The sequence below is a fragment of the Maridesulfovibrio ferrireducens genome (genome assembly GCF_016342405.1).
Classification (GTDB): Bacteria; Desulfobacterota; Desulfovibrionia; order Desulfovibrionales; family Desulfovibrionaceae; genus Maridesulfovibrio; species Maridesulfovibrio ferrireducens_A.
Genome location: NZ_JAEINN010000016.1, coordinates 24,634 through 47,226, shown reverse-complemented (window position 1 = coordinate 47,226; position 22,593 = coordinate 24,634). Strand labels below are relative to the sequence as shown.

Below are 22,593 nucleotides of genomic sequence, written 5' to 3'. Positions count from 1 at the left end.
CAGAAAAAAAAGGATAAATATGTGAGAGTTAAATAGCATTTAAATTATTTCAACCTTCTTCATCAAACTCAGCAACAGTATCATGAAGTATCGCGCGGACTTTTTCCCCATCAAAATTATGAGCCGCTTCAGCCATTTGATTCAGCAAATTATTTAGTTCCGTAGCGTAGGCTGCGATATCGTTTTCTTCGGCTTTGAGGACCATTATTTTTTCGTGCTCGGTGGTGACAATATCTTCACCTTCGGTGATAAGCTCTTCATAGAGTTTTTCACCTTCACGCAGTCCTGTGAATATAATTTCAATGTCTTTGTCCGGTTCTTTACCGGAAAGCTTGATCAAGTCGCGGGCCATGTCTGCAATTTTAACAGGCATTCCCATTTCAAGGATGAAAATTTCTCCGCCTTTAGCCATTACTCCGGCTTGCAGTATAAGCTGGGCGGCTTCTGATATGGACATGAAATAGCGGGTAACGTTCGGATGAGTGACTGTGACTGGTCCGCCTTTTTCAATCTGTCTGCGGAAAAGAGGCACAACCGAACCTGATGAACCTACAACATTTCCGAATCTTACAGCCATGAAGGTTGTTTTGGAATTGTGGAAAAGACGCATGAGCAGTTCGGTTACTCTTTTGGATGCGCCCATAATATTTGTGGGTCTGACGGCTTTATCTGTGGAAACGATAACGAATCTGTCTACGCCGTGTTTATCTGCCGCAGTCATGACCTTTTTTGTGCCGCAAATATTATTATTAACGGCCTGCCAAGGATTACGCTCGACCATGGGGACATGTTTGTAAGCTGCTGCGTGGAAAACAGTATGCGGTTTATGTTCACCGAAGGTACGGTCAAGCAGGCTTGAGTTTTGGACAGAACCGAGAACCGTCACATAATCATTAAATTTAAGTTCGTGATGCAGTTCCATCTGAATGGAATAAAGGTTGGCTTCACTTGCATCAACCAGAATCAGCTTTGCAGGGTTAAAGCGCACCACCTGTCTGACCAGTTCAGAGCCTATTGAGCCTCCGCATCCTGTTACAAGAACAGTTTTTCCGGAAATATACTGACTGATACGGGTGGTATCGAGCTGAACCTGGGATCTGCCCAGGAGATCTTGATAGCTGACATCGCGCAAAGCTTTGATGCCTACTTTTCCGTTAATAATCTCATCCATACCGGGCAGTATTTTGTAGGGGAGTCCCGTGGTTTTACAGGCTTCAATGATGCTGCGCATCTGGGAACCGGAAGCTTCGGCAACAGCTATAAGAATGTTGTTAACGCATCTGTTTTCAATAATAACAGGAAGATCTTCAAGTCCGCCCAGTACAGGAATGCCGTGGATTGTTCTACCGCGTTTGTTGCGATCATTATCAATAAAACCGATTGGAGTGAATCGTAGCTGTCCACTTCCCATTATTTCACGGGCGACTTTTTCTCCGGCCCGTCCTGCTCCGATAATGAGGGCGTTATGTCCGTCTGCTGGGCACGAAGCTGGAGTGAATTGTAATGAATTGCCTTCATGGTAGGAATAAAAAGCTCTGATGAGAACTCTTACACCTCCGACCATAAAAATCGTAAGCATCCAGTCTATTATGAAAACTCCGCGGGAAAATCCGTCGAAGCCGAATTTATAAAGAACCAGCGTAACCAGGATAAGTGATTGAAGGAATGTTGCTTCAAGAATATGCCAGAGATCACGCAGTCCTGTATAACGCCACATTCCTCTGTATAATCCAAGTCCTAAAAATACAGAAAATTTAATTATAACGGTGTATTTTAAAAGATCTAAAAGCTGAATAGTTGCATACTCGGGAAGATTGAAATCAAAACGGAAAAGGTATGCAGCATAAAAAGAAACAGCGAAAATACAAAGGTCCAGAATGACCATCATGTAAAAATTAGCATTACGCAGGTTGTTGATCATTCTTTATTTCCTGCAAATCTTTATGCTTTCAACTGTTCTGTCCAGATCGGTTTTGCTCATAGCTGTGCCGGAAGGCAGACAGAGGCCCCGCGTAAATAAGTCTTCGCTAACTTTTCCGCCGAAAAATTTGCAATCTTTAAACAAAGGCTGCATGTGCATGGGCTTCCAGACTGGGCGGGATTCTATATTTTCTTTTTCAAGAGCTATGCGAATCTGGTCCGGGCTTGCGCCGAATTTGTTTTCGTCAATTAGCATTACTGTCAGCCAGCGGTTGCATTTGCCGTAATCAGCTTCCGGCATAAATGATATTCCGGGACAGTCTTCGAGAGCTTTTTTATAGTAATCAAAAACTTCACGTTTGCGTTCAACTCTGTCTTTAAGCACTTCAAGTTGACCTCGTCCAATTGCCGCCACAACGTTGCTCATACGGTAGTTATAGCCGAGTTCTTTATGCTCATAGTGAGGCAGAGGCTCTTTTGCCTGCTGAGAAAGCCAGCGGGCACGGTCAATGTATTCTTTATTATCAGAGGCGAGCAAGCCGCCGCCGGAAGTTGTGATAATCTTATTGCCATTAAAGGAATAAGCAGCCATAAGCGCATGTTTTCCGGCATGTTCGCCTTTATACATCGCACCAACAGATTCTGCAGCGTCTACAACCAGTGGAATACCATGCGGTTTCAAAATTTCCAGAATGCGGTCATAGTCAGCGCATTGTCCATAAAGGTCGGTAGGTATTACCACTTTGGGTTTTTTACCTATAGAAATATAATAATCAACGGCTTGAGCTAAAAGGTCAGGGTCCATGTTCCATGATTTGTAATCCGAATCAATAAAACACGGTTCTGCACCGAGAAATTTTACCGGAGTAACGCTTCCGATAAAAGTCAGCGAAGAAGCAAGAACCACATCGTCTTTTTCGACTCCCAGAATTCTGAGCGCAAGGTGCAGGGCTGCAGTTCCGCTGGAAAGAGCAGCACAATGCGCAAGTCCTGACATCTTGGAAAAATCCTGCTCAAACCCGTTAACCTGCGGTCCGAGAGGGGCGATGAAATTGCTGTCAAAGGCCTGTTTTACGAAGTCTTGTTCGGTCCCGCCCATGTGGGGTGGAGAAAGATATATGCGATCTTTATTGCTTGCGGACAATGTTCAAGCTTCCTTTTTATATGAAAATTATAGTCAACAACGGGTCTGATATTATAATTCAGAGCTTAAGTACAGTCTAGGATTAATGTGTTAAAACCAACTGTAATGATTGTTTAAATATGTTTGTTTTTTTATTAAAATTTTAATCTTTTTGCAGGCATTCCGGCGGCTGTAACTCCGTCGGGTATTTTGCGGGTAGCTGTTGAACCTGCTCCGAGCATGGCTTTATTACCAATAATTACCCGTGGAAGTACTGTTGCACCTATACCGACCATTGATTCTTCACCGACCGAAACTTCGCCGCCCAAAGTGGAACCGGGCGCGATGTGGGCATGAGGTCCGATCATATTATGGTGTTCAATGGTGCTGTTGGTATTAATGATTGTATTCTCTTTTATTTCGGCACCGGTATTAATCACCGCACCGGCAAGAATCATACATCCGGCTCCAATTTTAACGGATGGCGAGATTATTGCTGAAGGATGAATCACCGTAAAGAGGTTTTCTCCTGCTTCGGTAAGTTCCTCGAAGATTCGCTTACGCAGCGCGTTATTACCAAGCGCAAGAACAACTCCGTCATGTTCTATTTTTGAAAGATATGAATTATCGCCCGGGACAGGAATTCCAAGCACTTCTGTTCCGATTAAAGCGGGATTTTCATCCAAAAAAGCAACAGGCCCGGCTTCTTTCATGAGTCGCAGGGCATCCGCTACAACCTGACCGTGTCCGCCTGCGCCTATAACAATAATTTTTTTCATATATTCTTTTTCTTTCCCATAAATTCTTCAGCTGTTGCGTGCCCGGTCTGGCTGATTCCTTCCCGTTTAAATACACGGGCTACGGTCATGAAAAGTATCTTTATATCCAGCGGGATACTGTAATTCTCAACGTACCAGATATCAAGTTTGAATTTGTCGTCCCATGAAATGGCATTGCGTCCGTTAACCTGTGCCCATCCTGTTATGCCGGGCAGAACTTCGTGCCTTCTTGCTTGTTCAGGAGTGTAACGCTCAAGGTATTGCATAAGCAATGGTCGCGGCCCTACTAGGGACATGTCACCGAAGATTACATTTACCAGTTCCGGTAATTCATCAAGGGAGGACGAACGTAGAAAACGTCCAAATTTAGTGAGTCTCTGCGAGTCCGGCAGTAGATTGCCGTCTTTGTCTTTTGCGTCGGACATGGTCTTGAATTTAAGTATATTAAAAGGCTTACCATGTAGCCCCGGCCTTCTTTGTAAAAAAAATATTCCGCCGCCCATTTTGCGATGGATGGCAATGGCGATAATTATCAGAACAGGGAAAAATATTATGAGGGCAGGAACAGCCACTGCAAGATCAAATGCTCTTTTAAGTGTCATATTTTAGAGTCCCATTGCTTTCATTATGGTCGAGTTGACCTTGTTAACATCATATTTTTCTGCGGCAATATCACAGCTTTTTCCGCCCATAGTGCGAATAAGTTCGGGGGAGGTGATAAATTTTTCCATAGCCATCTCAAGGGCAGGAACATTTTTCACCGGAACCAGAAAGCCGTTACTTCCGTCAAGAACAGTCTCGCGACAACCGGGAGTGTCGGTGGTGACAATAGCTCTGCCTGTGGACATAGCTTCCAGCACTGAGCGGGGTGTGCCCTCTCTGTACGAAGGCAGTACATATACTGAGCAGTTTTCCAGTTCATCGCGCACATCATCAACAGGACCGACGCATTCAACCCCGCCGGATTTCCATTTTTCGATTATCTGGTCACTTATGGAATCAGGGCCCGGGTCGTGAGGCCCGACAAGTCTGAACTGCGCCTGAGGATATTTTTTCTTCAGGTGTATTGAAGCATGAGCAAATTCGCGTACGCCTTTTTCTTTCAGTAATCTTGATATGCACAAAAATACAGGCGCATCATGTTTAACAGGCATGGTACAAAAATGATTAAGGTCAACGCCTGAACCGTTTGTAATAAAAGTCGGCTTATTTTTTTTGATTATTCCAAGCTTGATAAATAGATTCCGATCATCGGGATTTTGAAACATAACCCCGTAATTCATAGCTAGGCCGAAACGGTACATGTTTTTAACCAGTTGGAAAAGCAGAGCGCGTTTTCCGCCAGTATCACCGAAGGCATAGCCGAGTCCGGTTATCATAGAAAAAATTGAGGGAACTCCGGCCATTTTCGCTGCCAGAGAACCGTAAATTACAGGCTTGATTGTGTAAGAAAGTACTGCGTCCGGTTTAATTTCACGTAATATACGAAATAAAGAATAGACGGTGACAGCATCACGCAAAGGGTTCATTCCCGTGCGTCTGATCGGGGCTGGAATATAGTTAACACCCATAGCAGCAAGCTTTTCGGCGACATCAGGGCTGTCTTGAGGTGCAATCCCATAAACCTCATGTCCTGCGCTTTTCATGGCGCGGAGCATGGAGCCTCTAAAATTTATAAGAGAAGGTCCATATCCACCTATAACAGCAACTTTCATGAAACATCCCAGTGATCCATCCATGACTGGAATACAAGGATATTCCAGATCCGGTAATGGTTGTCTTTTTCGCCGCTCAGATGTTCATGCCATGCTTTTTGTACGGTCCGCCCGTTGAAATAGCCGTCATCCGCTAAACGTTCCGGTGATAGCAGATTGTCAGCCCATTCGCGCAGAGGCCCGCGCAGCCAGTTGTCGATCGGGATACCGAAGCCCATTTTGGGGCGTTCAATGAGATTTTTAGGAACATATTTGTATAAAATTTTGCGTAGAGCATATTTGCCTTGTCCGTTCTGCATTCTGAGATGCATGGGCAGCCGCTGAGAAAATTCAACTATCTCATGATCAAGGAAAGGAGCTCTTGTTTCGAGGCTTACAGCCATTGCCGCGCGATCGACTTTGGTCAGGATATCATCGGGCAGATATGTAGCCGCGTCCATGAACTGCATCCATGCGGTAAGGTTTTTTGTGCTCGGCTGCATAGAATAATTCTGGAACGGACTGACTATTTCCCGACCGCTCATGACGGTTGTTTCAGGATTCAGCCAGTTTGACGTGAGGGCTGTGTAATAATCCGAAGCAGAATCTGCGTCCATAACATGGGCAAGTTTATGCAGCTTCTGTCCGGGCAGTCTCATGCGTAGCTTTTCCGGTATGATGGGCTCGAGTATATCAAAAATTTCGTTCAGTGTTTCTGGTGATACTCTTAAGATGGCTTCTGCCATAATTGAACGCAATGATACTGGGAAATGTTCAAGCTTATTCCATAAGGAACAGCCTCTGAAATGGCGGTTGTAGCCAGCGAAAAGTTCGTCACCGCCATCGCCTGAAAGGGCAACGGTTACATGTTCGCGGGTCATGCGCGAAACAAGGTGAGTCGGAATCTGCGAGGCATCGGAAAAAGGTTGATCCCATATTTGGGGAATCGAAGGGATAATTTCAAGTGCATCTTTCGGCGAGACATATAGCTCGGTGTGCTCTGTTCCGATATGTTGTGCTACCAGCTTTGCATCGTTCGCCTCATTATATGCTTCGTCATCAAAACCGATGGTGAATGTTTTGACTGGCGACAGCGCACACTGCTGCATTAAAGATACGATAAGTGACGAGTCAATTCCGCCTGATAGAAATGCACCGAGCGGAACATCCGAAATCATTTCACGCTCGACAACTTTTAAGAGCAGATCTTCCAGAGTATTGATTATGTCGGAATCGGGCGCTGTGAATATTTTGCTTTCAGCTTCGCGTGCGGAATCAAGAAGAGACCAATACTCCGCAGGCTCAGAAATTGTTCCGTCATGAGATATGCTCAGCCATGTGCCGGGCATGAGGACGTGAACATTTTTAAAAATTGTGTGCGGAGCCGGGACATAGTGGTAGCGCAGATATGATGAAAGAGAATTACGGTCGACTTTTTTCTCAAATCCTTCATAAGTCATGAGCGCTTTAAGCTCTGATCCGAACAGAAAAGTATTGCCTTGCGTTGAATAATAGAGCGGCTTTTCACCCATGCGATCACGGGCGAGAAACAGTTTGCGTTCCTCACGATCCCAGAGAGCTATGGCAAACATGCCACTGAAAGATTCCAGTGCCTTTTCCAGTCCCCACTGTTCGATAGCTTCGAGCATTACCTCAGTGTCGGAATGGCCTCTCCAGCCTTGGAATGTTGATGTTTTTTCAAGTTTCTCGCGTTGATCGCGGTAACTGTAAATTTCACCATTGTAGACCGTTACAAACCGGCCCGAGCGGCTGGTCATGGGTTGAACGCCTTCTTCGGTCAGGTCGATAATAGCAAGGCGACGGTGATCAAGGGCTATGCCGGATTCCGGATCTGCCCATTGTCCTGAACCGTCCGGTCCCCGTGAGCGTTGTGCATACCCCATGCTTTTGGCCATTTGGAGTAGCTGTTCAGAATTCGTACTTTTGGAAAAATCAATAAGTCCGGCGATACCGCACATGCAGGGTTACCCTCTCGTGGTTTCCGCGAATTTGAGTCTGCCTTTACCAAGCAGATCATGGAGATGGATCATGCCTGAAATTTTTCCGTTCTCATCCACAACGGGAAGAACTGTAATTTCTTTAGCTTCCATCAAATCAAGCGCTTGTGCTGCTGACATATCAGGCGTTACCCGCAACGGGTTTTTAGCCATAACTTCGGAAGCAGGTTCAGATGAATTCAGTTTGCCTGCACATACTAATCTGCGAACATCTCCGTCGGTGATTACTCCAGTCAGCTTGTTTCCGGCTGAAGTGAGGGCAATAAGACCTAGTTTTCCCGTATCAAGGATGTTCAGAGCTTCGGAGAGTAGACTGTTTTCAGGCGCAGAAGGAATATTATCAGTGTGCATCAGTTCGCTTATGCACAGAGTAAGTCTGCGTCCAAGTGTTCCCCCGGGATGGAATTTTTTAAAATCTATACTGTCAAAATCTTTGTGATCCATGAGGCAGACAGCCAGAGCATCACCTAGTGCCAAGGCGGCAGTGGTGCTGGCGGTGGGAGCCAGTCCGTGGGAACAGGCTTCGCAGGGAACCTTCGCCTCGATGACAACATCGGAGAGTCGGGCCATTGTGGATTCACCGTTGGAAGTAATGGAAATGATCTTTGTTTCAAAGGACCGGATTGCAGGGAGCAGGGAGTTCAGCTCATCTGTTTCTCCGCTGTTGGAAATGGCTATAACCACGTCATCTGACCGGACCATTCCTAAATCACCATGTGCTGCTTCGACCGGATGCAGGAAAAAAGAAGGGGAGCCGGTGCTGGACATGGTGGCGGCAATTTTACGGCCGACAAGACCTGATTTTCCAAGTCCGGTAATGATTACGCGTCCTTTGCATCCAGCCAGCATTTCGACAGCTTTAGCAAAGCCGAACCCCAGATTTTTTCGTATGGAAGCGAGTCCTTTTTCTTCAATAGCAAGGACTTCACGTCCCCTATCAATGAAATCAGACAGTTGTTTATCCGTCATTATTTGAAATTCCTATTTTACGAGGGTTGTCAGGTCGAAGATAGGACCCATGATTGCGACAACGATAAAAGCGATGAGCATACCGATGAACAGCAGAAGCATTGGTTCAGCCAGTGCAACGACTCGTTTCATAAAGTTATCCACATCGCGCTCAAAAATGGTGCCCATGCGTTGTAGAAACTTACCGAGCTGGCCTGATTTCTGGCCTGCAGTGAGGGTGAGTATGTAGATGTCCGGGTAAATTTTTTGTTCTGCAAAAACAGAGCTTAAGGTCCGTCCTGTGGCTACTTCTTCTTTTGCTTCTGCAATTTTTTTCTTGAAAAAAGATGATTTTACGGCTTTGGCAGAGCTTTCCATTCCTTGAACAAGAGGAATCCCCGCATCAAGCTGAAAGCCCAGAATGCCTGAAAAACGGGCAAGAGTGCTTTTTTGAACCAGCGGAAGTTTCCAGAGCATGGCATCAACTTTTTCTCTAAATGCAGGCACAGATTTGTATGCGCTTATAAGTACGAAAATTATGGCGGCAGGAACAATCAGAGCCATGATTCCAAGGTCTCCAAGAGTGTTACCCAGTGCAACTACGATCTTGGTGGAAGTTGGCAGTTCGCTCTTTGAAGCTTGGAAAATTCCGGTAATTTTAGGGAGAACCGCAGAAAGAAGAAAGTATACAGCGCCTAGGCCGATCATAAGAATTACGCATGGATAAACCATGGCAGTCATAAGCCTGCCGCTTACTTCAGCCCGTTCTTCTTCGTACTGGGCAATGTTCTCCAGAACATCACCGAGCTTGCCGACCGACTCGGCAACTTGAACCATCCCGACATAGACTGGAGGGAATAGTTTCGGATATTTATTCAGACAGGATGAAAAGCTTTCACCGGATTGAACTGCATCTCTGATTTCCATCCATATCCGGCTGGCAAATCCGGAAGTCATGCGGGACATCATATCAAGTGACTGAGCCAGAGCTGTTCCGCTTTGGATCAAAATTCCTAAGTAATAAAAGGATTCACCAAGTCTTATCTTACCGCCGATTGTAAGTGAAGAGGTAATTGATTTGTTAGAAGAAGCATCCTTTTGGGTGGATTTTACCTGCTCCAGCCGCAAAGGCATAAGCCCTTTACTTTGCAGGGTGGCAAAAGCTTTGGATTGCGAGGAGGCTTCGACGAATCCCTTCTTTTTTTTACCTTCGTTCGTGACTGCTCTATATTGATAAGTCGGCATTCCTGCTTAAATTCCTACTTGAGTTCAACTACGAGTGACAGGATTTGGTCATTACGTTCCACGTCAATATAAATAGCAGTTGCTCCGGCCATTGAGCCGTATACCTGAAGCAGTTTGGTTGGTCCGTTGATCATTTCTCCGTTGATGCGCATAAGGACATCACCATTTTCAAGACCGAGTTTGCGGAGCATTGAATTCTGCTTGATATTAGTTATGCGGAACCCTTGAGTCTTGCCGTTTTTATTATTGGGTTTAAAAAGAGCCTGACTTAAAAATGCGTTAGGATCTTCAAGTACCGCGGATGCTTCGGTTTTATCAATAATAAGCTTATTAGTTTTACCGCGGACAAGTTTCAAGCTTTGAACCTGATCCCACATGGCAACTTTCTTTTCTTCACGTCCAAATTTCCAGAGTACATATTGAGGCTTAATTTCATCAAGAGTCCAGCCTTCGTGATCTTCTCCTTCACGTAGAATAATAGTTTCATCTTTTATTCTGAACACAGCCATGTCCACTTCGCCGGTTATTATGCCGACCAGAGCCCATGTGTTTGGGGTCACGGTGGCTTTTTTCTGGATTTCAGTAGGGTTATCAAGGCTTAAGATGTTGCGTTCAAGGATAACTGCTGAATCTTTTGAAATTTTATCGGCTGTAGATGTCGTAAAAGATTCACCCAGAATAGGAGCTGTGGGTGAAGGTTTTGGAATGTATGACGAAACAAGGTATGCAACAGCAAGCCCGAAAGCTAGCGGCCATATCCATGCCGGAAATTTAGTGTCTTTAAGCTCCATGTCCAGTGAATATCCTGTTCTTATGTCGGTCGTTATTCTTTGTTCGAAATAAACAGCTTAGTGCACGGGCACTATTCTTCATTTTCAGCGTAAGAATGGTAGTTGTTTTTAATCCACTTGTCCATCCCCTTGGTGTCGTGGTAAATATCTAATCTTATTAGTCTTTTTCTGGCGGTCTTGGCTGAGCTATAATAGAAAAGGCGTACTTTTCGTGACAATCTTGCACTGAATACGTTCTGAGTCCCTTGAACTTTGTGAATATTCATGCCCGGAGTGCCGGAGTCCTGTACATCAAAGCGGATAAGAGTTTCAATAACTTTTTTGAATAGTTTGAACTGGGTTGAATAGAGCTTTTCAAGGTCTGCAATAAAGCTTGGCATAGGCTGACTTTTAGTCAGCAGAGATTCAAGAATGTCCGAGACTTTTTCAAATCCTTTACCGTCGGATTTTTCACCTTTGGAGAGAGATTCAAGCCTGCGTTGTTCCGTCTGGAGTTCTTCAACTTCCTGCTCCAGGAGTTGATGATATCCTTTGACCTCTTCCATTTCATCCATGAGGGTGCTGATTTTTTCTGCACTTTTTCTGCTCTTGCCGAGGTAAAAGTGCAGCATTCTGAGGAGATGATCCTCAGTAACCGGCTTGGGGATGAAAAAAGTGAAAACATCAGACTGAGCTTCATCTGTTGCTTCTGCATCCATTCCTGTCAACAAAATAACTGGAATATAGGGATATTCTTCACGGATAAAGGGAAGTATATCAACTCCGCTTAATCCTGATCCTTCGAAGTGCACATCAAGTAGAATTACATCCGGTTCTTCTTCGGATTCTTTTAAGAATGCCAGAAAAGAAACCGGATCATAGAAAGATTCATGCTTTTCGAGAAGTCCGGCCTCGCGAAGAATTGAAACTGTGTATTCATGCAAGCGTGGGTCATCGTCCGCCAATACAAAGAAGAGTTGTTCCTGAACCGGGCTCATGCTGTTTCTCCTGCGGGAATAGCCCCGGCGGGACCGAATGTCCCGAGGGGGATAAGTATGGATACTTCGAGTCCTTTTGAACCGAGAGCTTCAGTATTTGAGGCTGAGATGTCAAATCCCATGTTATCTCCGAAAAATTTTACAAAAAGAGTTCCTTGTCCCATAGCTTTGCCTTGTCGTTTTGTTGAAGGGACAGCCCTTTTAAAAAGATCCTGCAAACCTTCTTCAGGAACGCCGCCGCCCGTATCCATTACTCTTATTCTTGCGTTTTTACCTACGATATCGGCTATTATAGCAAGTCGCGGAATATAGGCTTTGAACTCTTCGCTTCCTTTACGGAGAAGTTCTATCTGCCTAAGTTCCATTGCAGTTTGGCTGTTTCTTAAAAGATTTAGCAATATTTCCCATGTCTTGTAACGGTCAATGAAGATTTCTTCTACTCTTGTTTCCCAGCCTTTGAAATTGAAGGCGGCATCCAGTTTTTTCTGGAATCTTTTTTTGTCATTATCCAGATTCTGTTCCAGCAGTTTTGCCAGTTCATCAAGTCCTATCAGTTGAGGTCTAAAGGATAATCTGTTTTCAAGTCCTCGTAAATGTTCCACGATGCTTTCTTCAAAAGGAGTAACTATCTGGTTATATAGTTCTCGTTCTTTTACTTTGGGCAGATCATTAATTATAGTATGAATTTGAGATTTCCATGAATTCTGAAGTACCATTAATTCATCTTTTACCATGTTTGCCTGTACTATCATGTCTCCGGTAAGTTTTTCGGTGGCGACCATGAGTTCCAGTTGTCTGCGTTTTTGCTGCTCTTCCCGGATGGATTTTTCTCGGGTTATTTTTTCTATGTCTGCCGGAGATTTCCGTTTGGTCATAATAAACATAAAAATAATCGCCGTGACGTACAGTACCATAAAAGAACGGCTTAAAAATAATTTTGATGAAAAACTTCCTGTCATGTAAAGCAGGCGCGAAAAGATAAAGGCAAAAAAGATATTAAAAAAACCTACGTAAGTCATGGTTTCTCTGCCACCGATGCGCCATGAAAAATAAAGACTCGAAACCACCAAGACTATGCAGAAAATATAGTGGCGGATGGGGTTGTCTACCATCATGTCGAAAAAAATATACGCAAATATATAGAAAACAGCGAGAATAGGCAGTCGCCATCCTCCATTTTTAGTAGGGCTCAGTAACTTTTCGCAAAAGTTGCGGATGGTTTTCCCATAGCTGTTTTTTCTCTTTGATTCGGGATTATTTTTTTTGCTTCTCATGTGACCAGTCGGAGGTTATCCTTTTTTTTAGTAAGCCTGATGGGTTCTTTTGCCGTAATACAGCTTTATGAGCAAGGGGGAGTTTTAGATCAGGCTTGACTTTTATAAGCACTCCTCTAGAACCGTTATCTAATATCTAATACCTGCTGTTTAATAGAAGTAAAGGATCGGTTGCTTAATATGAAAAAAAAATCTGCGCTGTTTTTAATAATGTCTTTCATGTTTCTTTTTTCGGGGTGCTTCGGTTCAGGAAGACCGTCTTCGGCGATTGATGAACCTTCCCTCATTTCAGATGACAGCCTTGATGTTGCCCATCTTGTCGGGAACAGGCCTGCCTCTCTTGCTGAGTTGGTGCAGTACTCTGCGTCCCAGCAGTACTCTTCACTGGATAGTATTTATAACCGTCCTCCCGAAGGTATGACCGGAAATTATTTTGTCCAGCTGAGCGAAGGGAATGAAGTTGTTCTCCTTTCTGAAAATGTAACATTCCTTGTTCAAAAGGAAAATGTTCTTGCTGAAGGTTTTAAAAATGGGCTTATCAGAATTTATGGAGGCCCGGGCTGCCCTTCGGTGCAAACTTCCTCTGAGCCGGTTAATGAAATTTCATGGTTTCCAGGGTCTGCAGTTTTGGCTGCAACCTCAGGGAATAACAGCTTTGTAGAAGTGTTTAAAGTAGACAGCTGTTCACGCGTTTTAGTGGCAGATGTTAACAGTACGGTTGATAAGTTTGCTATATCCCCCAAAGGTTCATGGCTTGCTATTGTTGATAAGGCCCGCAGACTTTGGGTAGGTCCTGCATCCGGTCCTTTTAACCAGATCTACAGGTTTATGCGTGAGCCGCTTATGCTTTCCTTTTCCGATGAGGAAGGAATTTTAATGGCCGTTGATGTAATCGGCGAACTTAATATGTGGAGTCCTCTCAAAGGAGTTCAGATTTTCAGTAATAAAATAAAGGGCGGACCTTTTTCTTCTGTTAAGGCTGATGGCCCTTATCTCGATATGATAACGGAGGCGGGAGACCGGTTTCGTTGGGATGTCGGGCAGCGCACACGGTCTGCATATAATGAGAGTGAAAACAGTTTTTATTTAAAAAATGGTGTTGTGTCGTACCGTTCGCCTAGAAAACGACTTTCGAGGAAGGTTTTTTTCAGACCTGTTTCTATTGAAGTTTCCAGATCTCCTTCAGCCAAAGCTTTTCGGGTTAATGACATCGACGGTGAGATACGTTACTACTCCTCCGTTACAGGAGAACCTCTTGAAGGTATTCAGGATCTTGCAGATTGGAAGAAAGTCAGTGTAGGCAGAAATTTTTCTTTTTCGGAAAGAGGGCGTTCTTTTGTTCTTGCGGAGCCTATTGCACAGCGAGAATTTCAACGGTTGTATTGTCGGTTCATACCAAGTAAAGGGTATTTTTTATGGTGGGATAAAGTAGCAAGGCCTGATGATTATTTCAGGTCTCGCGGCATGGTCCCCCGCCGTGAGGGCATTTCGGAACAATCCCCTCTTAAGTGGGAACCTCTTGAGGTCGGTAAAATAGATATTCGGGATATTCATTAATAGTTTCAACTTTTCATCTTTAGATTAGAGGCAAAAATGGAAGAAAGAAAAATTCGTATTTTAGATCGCAGGAAAAATCAGCGTGGATTCAGTCTTATCGAGCTGATGATTGTTATCGTAATTTTAGGTCTTTTGGCGTCGATGCTTGTGCCTAAAATTATGGACAGGCCGAATGAGGCAAGAGTGACTAAAGCCAAGATGGATATGAAAGCTCTGGATTCAGCATTGAAGCTTTATAAGCTTGATACAGGCAGATATCCTTCCACTGACCAAGGGCTTAAAGCTCTGATAACTAAACCTGATACCCGTCCGATTCCCCGTAATTATCGTAAAGGCGGCTATCTTGATTCTACCACAGCTCCTGTTGATCCTTGGGGATATGAATATATTTACAGAAGTCCGGGTGAGGATGATCGTGATTACGAAATTATTTCGCTTGGAGCTGACGGAATGGAAGGCGGCGAAGACTTTGACGCAGATATTAATAGCTGGGAATAAATATTCGTATTCAGGATTCATACATGCCTAAGCATTCAAAGCGAAACCGTTTGAGCGGGTTTACATTTATTGAATTGCTGATTGTACTTATTATTGTGGGCATAGGCTGGTTTACGCTTATGCCCAATCTTGATCTTGCGGGCAACGGGGAAGAGGATACTCTGAACCTTGTTAATGCTTTTGTTTATAAAGCACGTACCGATGCTGTTGAAACTGATTCCAGACAGACCCTTTATATCGATTTTGAAAACGGTATTTTGAGATGGAAGGAAGAAGAGACTGCCCTTCCCGGCAAAGTCGTCAGCGGGCATCTGAATGAAGAACCACTCGGCGGAGAAGGTGTTGATTTTTCCATTTATCCGGAAGGATTCAGTGACGAGGTCAGGCTTGTTTTTACAGATGGCGTGACTTTAGTTCTGGATCCTTTGTCTGTAAGGTTTTTGGAGATGTAATTTGCCGGATAAAAATGGTTTTTCACTCATAGAGATTATAGTGGCTTTGACTATTGCTGCAACTCTTTCCATTACATTTCTAGGGGTGCAGCGGCAAAGCGCTTTGATGGCTCAAATTTCTAAAGATTCATGGAATGTATTGAATCTTTCTCAGGATATTCTCGCCCATAAGTACCCCGAAGGTCTTGCAGTGGTTTCTTCAGGATGGATTCCATGGCCCGGTCCTCCTGAGGGGCATTTTAGAGTAGGACTTGAAACAATTTCCTCCATAGGTGTCGGTAATTATTTAATAGAGACCCAAAGTGGAGACTATACTATGGGCTGGAAAGTCTACCGGGTTTCTCACAGGAATCAGAACAATCGATGAGTACTCCTTTTGCAGAAATGGAGCATCCCGATATGCTACAGAGCGGTTTTTCGCTTATCGAAGTTTTAATCGGTCTGATGCTTTCAGGGTTGCTGATGAGCATGGTGGCGATGGTTCTTGGTCAGTCCATTACTAATAATGAAGTTATACGCTCTAATGTCAGTCTTTCTTCTCGCATGTTCACTCTTAGGCGTATTCTGCATCGCGATTTGCAGAATAGGCTGATAGACGGAGGGATAAGTGTAAAGGCTGACGGTTTTGAATTTGTTTCTACAAATAATTATCTTGAAGATGGAGCTGTTCCGGTAACCGTTTTATGGGATTTTTCCGGGAACATGATTCGTAGATTTGAACAGTCTGACATGCTTGAATATGAAAATTCATTTCAACTGATGCGCGGTGTAACTTCTTGGACTTTGGAATTATTAGATGGAAATAATGGTTCATGGATTTCTTCAGCTCAGTACAAGTCGAGGGCTTTAAGTTCAAAATCTTCAATAAAAGCTTTAAGATTAAATTTGACGTTTGAAGATGGTCAGCGCATTTTGATTGTTGAAAGGGTTCCCTATGCCTTTGAATAAAAGTAACGAGAACTCAAAAGGGGTTGTGCTGGTACTCGTGCTGGTTATTTTTATGGCTCTTTCAGGACTCACTTTGATGACCATCGAGGTTAGTTCTCGTGGAGCTGTGGAAGCATCCCGGATGCGTGGTGAGTATGAAGCTCATTTTGTTGCGGAAGAGATATTGTATCTTGTTTATCAGCGTCTTCGAGATGACAAAACTCCTTTTTCAGATTCCTCCAAAGAGTCATGGGTCGGAGCATGGGAGTCAGATGGTGCTTCTTATGTTATAACTCCTTGTAATTCAAAAATTAATCTTAACGAACTTTCAAAAGTTTCGGACCCCAAAAAGATTCTTACCATTATGAAAAGAATCCTTCCAAGCGGGGTTGATGTTAATAGATTACTGGGAAGTTTGGGCAATTGGGTAGGTAAAAGCGTAAATTCTGTGCTCATAAAGATGGACAGGTTTTATTATGCTTCCCAGTCTCCTTCATATGCTCCATCAAATGATGAACTTAAAACTCCTGAAGAAGTGATGCTTGTCAGTGGCTGGCGAGAGTTTGACCCCACATGGATTGGGGACACTTTTACGGTGTGGGGCGATGAAAAGCTTAATATAAATTTTGTTTCGCGAGAAACTTTGCTGGCCTATTTTCCGAAGCTTGGACAGAATGTTGATAAAATTATTCATTGGCGTGACACGAGAGGCTTTACGGATTTGAGTCAGGTTCTTTCTGTTGCCGGAATTCAGGCAGATTCGAATCTTTATCGCGATATGCTGAATTATCTAACTGTCAGATCTAGCTATTTTGAAGTTCTGGTTACTTCTGAGGTGGTAGGGTGTAAGGTAGTAAAAAGGTATATTCTTTCGAGGTCGGAGAATTTTCAGGATCAGCTTCCAAAACTTATTTTTCAAAATGATGTGTCGGTTACTTTTACGGATAATCGTTAATTAATGATAAATTGTCAATTCAGCGGCTACTTTCTGATAAATAGACAAACAGCTTGCTTACGGGTATAGGACAAAGCCATAGATGGCCGCAATAAAACATATATATATACTCTCTTTTACAGGACAAGAGCATCAGTGGATGTTGTTTGACGGTACGAAACTTTCCGAATCGGAAGAGCCGGGCCCTAAGAACAAATATCCGGTTGTTGCGCTGTTGCCTGATCCTCTTTTTTTCTTTTTTAAGCCCAGTGGTGTAAATAAATCCCGTCACGCCAAGTCTGCAACTCTTATGCAGATGAATTATTCTTTTCCGGAACAGAATGGCGGCTTTAAAGTACTGCGTCCTTCCGGGGGAGCTGTGCTGGGTTATACCTCCCATGACCTTCTCAGTCGCTTTACGGATCAGCACAGAGAGGTCCTTTCCAAGGCGACAGTTCTGACTTCTGAATTTGCTGTCTGTTGGCGGGCTGCGGTGGCAGACGGTTTGTCTGTATGGAGCTGGAAAGGTCAGAGCGGAATGCGTCTTCTTGCTTCTGGAGATGCTCTTACATATTTTCGTGGTGGGGATGAAGAGTTTCACAATCGCTTCGATCGTTTGAAGCTTGATGGTAAACCTGAAGAAATAGAGCTTGAAAAAGCCTGTAAAGTTCTGGCTGAGAAAAAAATTCGCTGGGCTCGATTAAATCTCTACTCAGATGGAAGCTCCAAAGAAGATAAAAGTGCTGTTATTGATTTTAAACCGTTTATTATTGCAGCGGTTCTTACAAGTTTAATAGGAATTTTATTTATTGTCGGTCAGTATCATCGTTGGCAGTTAAGTCAGGTCGCGGCCAAAGAATGGCGAGGCAAGTTGCAGGAAGTTTATGTTTCCGCGCTAGGACCGGCCCCCGGATCAGATCCTTACGGAAAGATCCTATTCAAGCTCGATCAGCTTAAAAGCGGCGGTGGTAACAAGGGCGTTGATGTTATTGGACTGCTTGCCCTGATGAGTGATAGTTCTCCCGTTGGAATTGAAATAGAAAGCATTAATCTTGGTGCTGATTCCGGTAATATTCGGGGAAAAGTCAGTACTTACGAAGAGCTTGACGGTATGATGGAAAAATTAACTGCGAGCGGTCAGTTCAATTTTGTTCTTGAACAGGCTAATAACGTTGAAAGTGGTATTAGTTTCAGCTTGAGGGCTGAGTATAATCGTTGATTTTTTTTAAGGTACTTTTTTATGGAACTGGAAAGATTTTTTATCTGGCAGGATTGGCCTGCTGAAAAGCAAAAGTTATTCTTCGCTGCTCTTGTTGCGGCGTTGGCCTTTGTGTTTTTTATGATCTGGTCCGGTTTGCATGAAAGTCAGTTAAGCGCAGGGCGGATAGTTCTTCAAAGTAAGCTGCAATATAGTAAAACGGTTCCACTTGTTGAGCAGCTTAAAGCTGGAGAAGCTTCACGTGGAGCTCTTATCGACCGTGAACCGATGACCGCCGCTCAGCAGGTTGCCCGGGACTTGGGGCTTGATAACAGGTTGACTTCTATCAGGCCTCTTCAAGCTGGAAGTAGCTCCGGTGAAGGCGTACAGGTTGTTCTTGAAGCTTTGAACCTGCCTGAAGTTGTTTCTCTCATGCGGGATTTTAATGTCCGCGGTGGTTTGAAAGTTACTTCGTTTACAATTAATCACAGGCTGGACTCGCCGGATTTGGCAGATGTACAGATTATTCTTGTCAGGTAGGCCGTCCATATGAAGTTTATACCAAAATTTTCGATTAAAAAAGCATTCGGCAGATTTTTTCTATTTCTGTCCGGACTGATACTCGGTATTTTTTTGTTTATGCCTTGGGAAGTTGTCTGGTCTCAAATTTTCAAACAAGTAGACGCAAAAGTTTCTCAAGCGACCATTCAGTGGGGAGATTTTGTCAGTGCCGGGCCATTGTCTTTTGAAGTAACCAATTTATATGTTACTACGAATAAAGGGCTTATTATTACTATTCCGCAGCTTGGTATGTATTTGGGACTTTCTCCCTTGGTTGAACTCAGAGTTAAAACCGGGCCGGTTCTTTCTGCGAAAGTTTTCAAATCAAAGTCACTTACTTTAAGCGGCGGGTTGGATCTGAGTAAAGTTTTGAAGCTGGATGGCCTCGGCGGAATAGTTAAGATAACATCAGATGTCGGTTTCCCTGAGTGGGGCGCTCCTCCTAAAACAGGAAGTCTTGTCGTACGTTCAAAACAGATTGAAATTCCCGGCGGGCTTGTTGCCGAAGATGTAAATGTTAATGCCATTCTTTCTGGAAATCAGTTTCAGTTGAATTCTTTTAGCAGCGGGATGCCGATACCTACAAAGGCTAAAGGTTCTGCAACTATTAACTGGGAGAATTTGCAGGGTTCGAGTTACAATATTTCCGGCAGTGCCACTTTCGGTAACACCGAGCGTCAGTTTGCCAAATCCGGAAATCTTTCTAAGTATTTAAATTTCTAGCATTGATTATGCTTACCCCTCTTTCCAAAGAGATAAAATGATTCTTAATAATATTCTATCCTACGCAAAATGCGTTCTTCTTGAAGTGCTCGAATCTGGCTCTATCGCTATTGATGCCACTGTCGGGAATGGGTATGACACAGTTTTTCTTGCTCAGCAGGTGGGACGCGAGGGGCGCATTTACGGTTTTGATGTGCAGGAAGACGCTATTGAGCAGACTCGTGAGAAGCTTAATGAGGAATGCCTGCCTAAGAATTGGAAGTTATTTCATACCGGGCATGAAAATATGCTGGATGTTATTCCTGCAAAATATCACGGTAAGGTCAGCGTTGTAGTCTTTAATCTCGGTTTTCTTCCTGGTAGTGACAAGAGTGTTGTTACTAAAGCAGAGACGACTTTAAAGGCTCTTGAATCTTCTCTGAAGATGCTTGCTGTCGGTGGGCTTGTTTGTATCGCTATTTATGCCGGACATCCCGGTGGTGAAGAAGAGGATGTTGCGGTCCGGGAATTTTGCAGCACTCTTGATTATCATTCAGTGCGGGTAATTCAGAGCGAAATGACGAATAAACCCGGATTTCCTATCAGGTTGCTGTTCTTGGCAAAGCTTAAGTAGTTCGCAGGTGTATGAATTTAAAAAGGCCGGCAGAGATTTTCTCTGCCGGCCTTTATTTTTGATGGTGCCTAATTAATGTCTGATCCGGTTGGCTAGTGGTAGAATTCATTAATAGAGTTTACGACACGCTCCGCTTGTTCGGCGGTCATGTGCGGTCCGATGGGCAATGATACAACTTCGCGATGGATAGCTTCACTGATCGGTAAGGATAAGTGTGCCATGTGCTTGTATGCACCTTGTTTGTGTGGCGGAGTTGGGTAGTGAATTCCTGTATGAATACCATTCTCTCTAAGGTGTGAGATTAGTCCTTCTCTACCTTCACAGCGTACGACAAAAAGATGCCATACCGGTTGTGCCCATTCTGCAACAACGGGTAGAATCAACGGGGTGTCTTTTAGTCCCTGCAAATAAATATCTGCAATATTTCTTCTGCGCCAGTTCCAGTCGTCGAGGACATCAAGTTTAACGCGCAGAAAAGCAGCCTGTATCTCATCTAACCGGCTGTTGAATCCAAGAGATTCGTGTACGTATTTTTCAGATGAACCGTAGTTCCCGATTGAACTTATTTTTTTAGCAATGGTTGCGTCCGTGGTTGTAATGGCACCGCCGTCACCGAATGCTCCGAGATTTTTGCCCGGGTAGAAGCTGAAAGCCGCGGCATGGCCGAGAGTTCCACTCATTCTGCCTTTGTAGAATGAGCCGTGGGCTTGCGCGGCGTCTGTTACAACAAAAAGAGAATGCTCTTCAGCAAAAGCCATGATGGGGTCCATGTCTGCGGGTTGCCCGTAGACATGGACAGGGATGATGGCTTTTGTGTTGGGAGTTAAAGCCTGCTCAAGATTTTCAGGGTTCATATTATAAGTGGCTTCAATAGGTTCCACCGGAATAATATTTGCCCCGGTGCGGGTAACTGCGAGCCATGTGGCAATAAATGTGTTTGAGGGAACAAGAACATCGTCTCCGACTCCCACTCCTGCCGCTCTGAGTGTTAGTTCCAGCGCGTCCAAACCATTTCCGGTACCAATGCAGTGCTTGGCTCCGGTATAGTGCGCAAATTCTTCCTCAAAAGCTTTTACTTCAGCACCTAATACATACCATCCTGATTCAAGAACCCGTTTGGCTGCAGCATCCATTTTGGCTGCAAGAGTTGTGTAGGTCCAGCCGACATCAAGAAATTTAATTTGATTCACGTTCGTTCACCGCCTTTAAGAAGTCTTCGTAAGTGTAGTAATAGTCAGTAGGGTCATAGTATTCCGAGGCCAGAACCAGACAAACGGATCCTGATGAAAAATTTTCAAGTTCGCGCCATGTCATTTTGGGAATATACAACCCGTAGTAGGAACGATTTAGCGAAAATGTCGTTTTGTTTTTTCCGTCATCAAGGACAACATCGAAGCTGCCTGATGCTGCAATGATATATTGCCTTAACTCTTTATGAGCATGCCCGCCCCGGGACTCACCACCCGGAACATCATATAAATAGTACACCCTTTTGATATCAAAGGGAATATGTCGGCTGTTTTCAATGAAAGTCAGGTTGCCACGGTTATCTTCTATTTTGGGAAGATCTATAATGTGGGGTTTGTCTTCATTTATCATTTCTTATCCTTCAGTTCCAGTTCGGTCAGCCGGATATATTTTTGAAAGGTGTAAAAGAAGCCGTGAACAGCAATAATAAATCCTGCGCGGCCATCCAGAAATCCCATTTTAAGCAGGTATTGCTTGAAAAATTTACCGATCCCATGTCCTACAGCTCCGGCTAAAGATCCTCGTTTACCCCGGGAGTAAAGGTCTTCAGCTGCGTCCTGAGTATAGTAGTTTATTTTCTCAAGGTGCTGGTTGAAGTTTTCATATGGGTAATGAATTATATCTCCCGCAATATTTCCCGCCTTTGTTTTAGGGCGAAGTTCCTCATGCGGTCTGATGCCTCCGATGGTGATTCCTTCCGGTCTGTATATGCGGAAAAGTTTGTCGGGATACCAGCCGCTGTGGAGAATGAATCTGTTAAAGTACCATGATTTTCGTGCACAGTAAAAACCGTCTACATCTTCGGGATTATTAAGTTTTTTAATTATGTTTTTTGCAAGTTCCGGGGAAATTATTTCATCCTGATCAATGGTCACGACCCACGGAGTTGTGATTTGAGTGACCGCGAATCGATGCTGTTCAATTGCTCCGCTCCAGTCATTGTGAACGATGCGGGCATTATGTTTTTTGGCAATTCCCAGCGTGGAGTCTGAGGAGCCTGAATCAATAATCAGTAGTTCAGAACAAAAAGAAAGGCTTGCTAGAGCTTCATCTAACAGCCGTTCTCCATTATAAGTCAGGACTAATCCTGTAATGCGGTTCATTTGAGCCTTT

24 protein-coding genes are annotated in these 22,593 nt (G+C 44.0%); 10 read left to right on the top strand and 14 right to left on the bottom strand.

Annotated features, from left to right (window positions below):
- Nucleotides 1-49 precede the first annotated feature (49 nt).
- The 11 genes from JEY82_RS15935 to JEY82_RS15885 all read right to left on the bottom strand — a co-directional run bounded on the left by JEY82_RS15935 (nucleotide 50) and on the right by JEY82_RS15885 (nucleotide 12,769).
- On the bottom strand, nucleotides 50-1,921 hold the full coding sequence (locus JEY82_RS15935) for a nucleoside-diphosphate sugar epimerase/dehydratase (protein WP_304087422.1): 1,872 nt from the start codon (nucleotides 1,919-1,921) through the stop codon (nucleotides 50-52).
- Nucleotides 1,922-1,924: 3 nt separating this feature from the next.
- The gene (locus JEY82_RS15930) at nucleotides 1,925-3,064 is read right to left on the bottom strand and encodes a DegT/DnrJ/EryC1/StrS aminotransferase family protein (protein WP_304087420.1); all 1,140 of its coding nucleotides are present in this window, start codon (nucleotides 3,062-3,064) and stop codon (nucleotides 1,925-1,927) included.
- A 134-nt stretch (nucleotides 3,065-3,198) separates the two neighbouring features.
- Nucleotides 3,199-3,822, bottom strand: a complete 624-nt coding sequence (locus tag JEY82_RS15925) for an acetyltransferase (RefSeq protein ID WP_304087419.1) — start codon at nucleotides 3,820-3,822, stop codon at nucleotides 3,199-3,201.
- Nucleotides 3,819-4,424, bottom strand: a complete 606-nt coding sequence (locus JEY82_RS15920) for a sugar transferase (RefSeq protein ID WP_304087417.1) — start codon at nucleotides 4,422-4,424, stop codon at nucleotides 3,819-3,821. Before JEY82_RS15920 ends, JEY82_RS15925 begins: the two co-directional genes overlap by 4 nt.
- A gap of 3 nt (nucleotides 4,425-4,427) precedes the next feature.
- A complete protein-coding gene (locus tag JEY82_RS15915) occupies nucleotides 4,428-5,537 on the bottom strand; it encodes a glycosyltransferase family 4 protein (RefSeq protein ID WP_304087415.1) in 1,110 nt (369 codons plus the stop codon).
- Nucleotides 5,534-7,495, bottom strand: coding sequence for an asparagine synthase (glutamine-hydrolyzing) (gene asnB, locus JEY82_RS15910; protein WP_304087413.1), 1,962 nt, complete (start codon nucleotides 7,493-7,495; stop codon nucleotides 5,534-5,536). Before asnB ends, JEY82_RS15915 begins: the two co-directional genes overlap by 4 nt.
- Before the next feature lie 6 nt (nucleotides 7,496-7,501).
- Nucleotides 7,502-8,503: an SIS domain-containing protein gene (locus tag JEY82_RS15905; RefSeq protein ID WP_304087412.1), complete on the bottom strand. Its 1,002-nt coding sequence runs from the start codon at nucleotides 8,501-8,503 to the stop codon at nucleotides 7,502-7,504.
- A gap of 12 nt (nucleotides 8,504-8,515) precedes the next feature.
- Complete coding sequence (locus tag JEY82_RS15900; RefSeq protein ID WP_304087410.1) at nucleotides 8,516-9,727, bottom strand: type II secretion system F family protein; 1,212 nt, start codon at nucleotides 9,725-9,727, stop codon at nucleotides 8,516-8,518.
- 14 nt (nucleotides 9,728-9,741) lie between these two features.
- A complete protein-coding gene (locus JEY82_RS15895) occupies nucleotides 9,742-10,518 on the bottom strand; it encodes a PDZ domain-containing protein (RefSeq protein WP_304087408.1) in 777 nt (258 codons plus the stop codon).
- A gap of 71 nt (nucleotides 10,519-10,589) precedes the next feature.
- Nucleotides 10,590-11,495, bottom strand: a complete 906-nt coding sequence (locus tag JEY82_RS15890; protein WP_304087406.1) for a response regulator — start codon at nucleotides 11,493-11,495, stop codon at nucleotides 10,590-10,592.
- A complete protein-coding gene (locus tag JEY82_RS15885) occupies nucleotides 11,492-12,769 on the bottom strand; it encodes an ATP-binding protein (protein WP_304087404.1) in 1,278 nt (425 codons plus the stop codon). The genes JEY82_RS15890 and JEY82_RS15885 overlap by 4 nt, the downstream gene beginning before the upstream one ends.
- A gap of 180 nt (nucleotides 12,770-12,949) precedes the next feature.
- Between JEY82_RS15885 and JEY82_RS15880 the strand changes: the two genes are divergently transcribed.
- The 10 genes from JEY82_RS15880 to JEY82_RS15835 all read left to right on the top strand — a co-directional run bounded on the left by JEY82_RS15880 (nucleotide 12,950) and on the right by JEY82_RS15835 (nucleotide 20,232).
- Nucleotides 12,950-14,326, top strand: coding sequence for a WD40 repeat domain-containing protein (locus JEY82_RS15880; RefSeq protein ID WP_304087402.1), 1,377 nt, complete (start codon nucleotides 12,950-12,952; stop codon nucleotides 14,324-14,326).
- A gap of 36 nt (nucleotides 14,327-14,362) precedes the next feature.
- Nucleotides 14,363-14,824: a type II secretion system major pseudopilin GspG gene (gene gspG / locus JEY82_RS15875; RefSeq protein WP_304087400.1), complete on the top strand. Its 462-nt coding sequence runs from the start codon at nucleotides 14,363-14,365 to the stop codon at nucleotides 14,822-14,824.
- A gap of 23 nt (nucleotides 14,825-14,847) precedes the next feature.
- Entirely contained in the window at nucleotides 14,848-15,276 is a 429-nt protein-coding gene (locus JEY82_RS15870; protein WP_304087398.1) for a Tfp pilus assembly protein FimT/FimU, read from the top strand.
- A gap of 1 nt (nucleotide 15,277) precedes the next feature.
- The gene (locus JEY82_RS15865) at nucleotides 15,278-15,643 is read left to right on the top strand and encodes a type II secretion system protein (protein ID WP_304087396.1); all 366 of its coding nucleotides are present in this window, start codon (nucleotides 15,278-15,280) and stop codon (nucleotides 15,641-15,643) included.
- Nucleotides 15,640-16,224, top strand: a complete 585-nt coding sequence (locus tag JEY82_RS15860; RefSeq protein WP_304087394.1) for a prepilin-type N-terminal cleavage/methylation domain-containing protein — start codon at nucleotides 15,640-15,642, stop codon at nucleotides 16,222-16,224. The genes JEY82_RS15865 and JEY82_RS15860 overlap by 4 nt, the downstream gene beginning before the upstream one ends.
- Nucleotides 16,211-17,158, top strand: a complete 948-nt coding sequence (locus JEY82_RS15855; RefSeq protein WP_304087392.1) for a general secretion pathway protein GspK — start codon at nucleotides 16,211-16,213, stop codon at nucleotides 17,156-17,158. Before JEY82_RS15860 ends, JEY82_RS15855 begins: the two co-directional genes overlap by 14 nt.
- Before the next feature lie 82 nt (nucleotides 17,159-17,240).
- Complete coding sequence (locus JEY82_RS15850; RefSeq protein ID WP_304087391.1) at nucleotides 17,241-18,356, top strand: hypothetical protein; 1,116 nt, start codon at nucleotides 17,241-17,243, stop codon at nucleotides 18,354-18,356.
- Between the two features lie 21 nt (nucleotides 18,357-18,377).
- On the top strand, nucleotides 18,378-18,875 hold the full coding sequence (gene gspM / locus JEY82_RS15845; RefSeq protein WP_304087388.1) for a type II secretion system protein GspM: 498 nt from the start codon (nucleotides 18,378-18,380) through the stop codon (nucleotides 18,873-18,875).
- Between the two features lie 9 nt (nucleotides 18,876-18,884).
- Nucleotides 18,885-19,619 carry a hypothetical protein gene (locus JEY82_RS15840; protein ID WP_304087386.1) on the top strand — a complete coding sequence of 245 codons (735 nt, stop codon included), beginning with the start codon at nucleotides 18,885-18,887 and terminating at the stop codon, nucleotides 19,617-19,619.
- A gap of 37 nt (nucleotides 19,620-19,656) precedes the next feature.
- Nucleotides 19,657-20,232 (top strand): class I SAM-dependent methyltransferase, encoded by a 576-nt coding sequence (locus JEY82_RS15835; protein ID WP_304087384.1) that lies wholly within the window; start codon nucleotides 19,657-19,659, stop codon nucleotides 20,230-20,232.
- 92 nt (nucleotides 20,233-20,324) lie between these two features.
- On the opposite strand, the gene JEY82_RS15830 is transcribed toward JEY82_RS15835, so the two are convergent.
- Genes JEY82_RS15830 through JEY82_RS15820 form a run of 3 tightly spaced genes read right to left on the bottom strand, consistent with a single transcriptional unit; the run spans nucleotide 20,325 to nucleotide 22,583 of the window.
- Complete coding sequence (locus tag JEY82_RS15830) at nucleotides 20,325-21,422, bottom strand: DegT/DnrJ/EryC1/StrS aminotransferase family protein (protein WP_304087382.1); 1,098 nt, start codon at nucleotides 21,420-21,422, stop codon at nucleotides 20,325-20,327.
- Nucleotides 21,409-21,831 (bottom strand): FdtA/QdtA family cupin domain-containing protein, encoded by a 423-nt coding sequence (locus tag JEY82_RS15825; protein ID WP_092158402.1) that lies wholly within the window; start codon nucleotides 21,829-21,831, stop codon nucleotides 21,409-21,411. The genes JEY82_RS15830 and JEY82_RS15825 overlap by 14 nt, the downstream gene beginning before the upstream one ends.
- A complete protein-coding gene (locus JEY82_RS15820; protein ID WP_304087379.1) occupies nucleotides 21,828-22,583 on the bottom strand; it encodes a glycosyltransferase family 2 protein in 756 nt (251 codons plus the stop codon). Before JEY82_RS15820 ends, JEY82_RS15825 begins: the two co-directional genes overlap by 4 nt.
- Nucleotides 22,584-22,593: the final 10 nt, after the last annotated feature.

Bases quoted from the DNA above. Each gene is read 5' to 3' on its own strand.
- JEY82_RS15935 (WP_304087422.1), bottom strand. From the start codon at position 1,921: ATGATCAACAACCTGCGTAATGCTAATTTTTACATGATGGTCATTCTG.
- JEY82_RS15925 (WP_304087419.1), bottom strand. From the start codon at position 3,822: ATGAAAAAAATTATTGTTATAGGCGCAGGCGGACACGGTCAGGTTGTA.
- JEY82_RS15920 (WP_304087417.1), bottom strand. From the start codon at position 4,424: ATGACACTTAAAAGAGCATTTGATCTTGCAGTGGCTGTTCCTGCCCTC.
- JEY82_RS15915 (WP_304087415.1), bottom strand. From the start codon at position 5,537: ATGAAAGTTGCTGTTATAGGTGGATATGGACCTTCTCTTATAAATTTT.
- asnB (WP_304087413.1), bottom strand. From the start codon at position 7,495: ATGTGCGGTATCGCCGGACTTATTGATTTTTCCAAAAGTACGAATTCT.
- JEY82_RS15905 (WP_304087412.1), bottom strand. From the start codon at position 8,503: ATGACGGATAAACAACTGTCTGATTTCATTGATAGGGGACGTGAAGTC.
- JEY82_RS15900 (WP_304087410.1), bottom strand. From the start codon at position 9,727: ATGCCGACTTATCAATATAGAGCAGTCACGAACGAAGGTAAAAAAAAG.
- JEY82_RS15895 (WP_304087408.1), bottom strand. From the start codon at position 10,518: ATGGAGCTTAAAGACACTAAATTTCCGGCATGGATATGGCCGCTAGCT.
- JEY82_RS15890 (WP_304087406.1), bottom strand. From the start codon at position 11,495: ATGAGCCCGGTTCAGGAACAACTCTTCTTTGTATTGGCGGACGATGAC.
- JEY82_RS15885 (WP_304087404.1), bottom strand. From the start codon at position 12,769: ATGAGAAGCAAAAAAAATAATCCCGAATCAAAGAGAAAAAACAGCTAT.
- JEY82_RS15880 (WP_304087402.1), top strand. From the start codon at position 12,950: ATGAAAAAAAAATCTGCGCTGTTTTTAATAATGTCTTTCATGTTTCTT.
- gspG (WP_304087400.1), top strand. From the start codon at position 14,363: ATGGAAGAAAGAAAAATTCGTATTTTAGATCGCAGGAAAAATCAGCGT.
- JEY82_RS15870 (WP_304087398.1), top strand. From the start codon at position 14,848: ATGCCTAAGCATTCAAAGCGAAACCGTTTGAGCGGGTTTACATTTATT.
- JEY82_RS15860 (WP_304087394.1), top strand. From the start codon at position 15,640: ATGAGTACTCCTTTTGCAGAAATGGAGCATCCCGATATGCTACAGAGC.
- JEY82_RS15855 (WP_304087392.1), top strand. From the start codon at position 16,211: ATGCCTTTGAATAAAAGTAACGAGAACTCAAAAGGGGTTGTGCTGGTA.
- JEY82_RS15850 (WP_304087391.1), top strand. From the start codon at position 17,241: ATGGCCGCAATAAAACATATATATATACTCTCTTTTACAGGACAAGAG.
- gspM (WP_304087388.1), top strand. From the start codon at position 18,378: ATGGAACTGGAAAGATTTTTTATCTGGCAGGATTGGCCTGCTGAAAAG.
- JEY82_RS15840 (WP_304087386.1), top strand. From the start codon at position 18,885: ATGAAGTTTATACCAAAATTTTCGATTAAAAAAGCATTCGGCAGATTT.
- JEY82_RS15835 (WP_304087384.1), top strand. From the start codon at position 19,657: ATGATTCTTAATAATATTCTATCCTACGCAAAATGCGTTCTTCTTGAA.
- JEY82_RS15825 (WP_092158402.1), bottom strand. From the start codon at position 21,831: ATGATAAATGAAGACAAACCCCACATTATAGATCTTCCCAAAATAGAA.
- JEY82_RS15820 (WP_304087379.1), bottom strand. From the start codon at position 22,583: ATGAACCGCATTACAGGATTAGTCCTGACTTATAATGGAGAACGGCTG.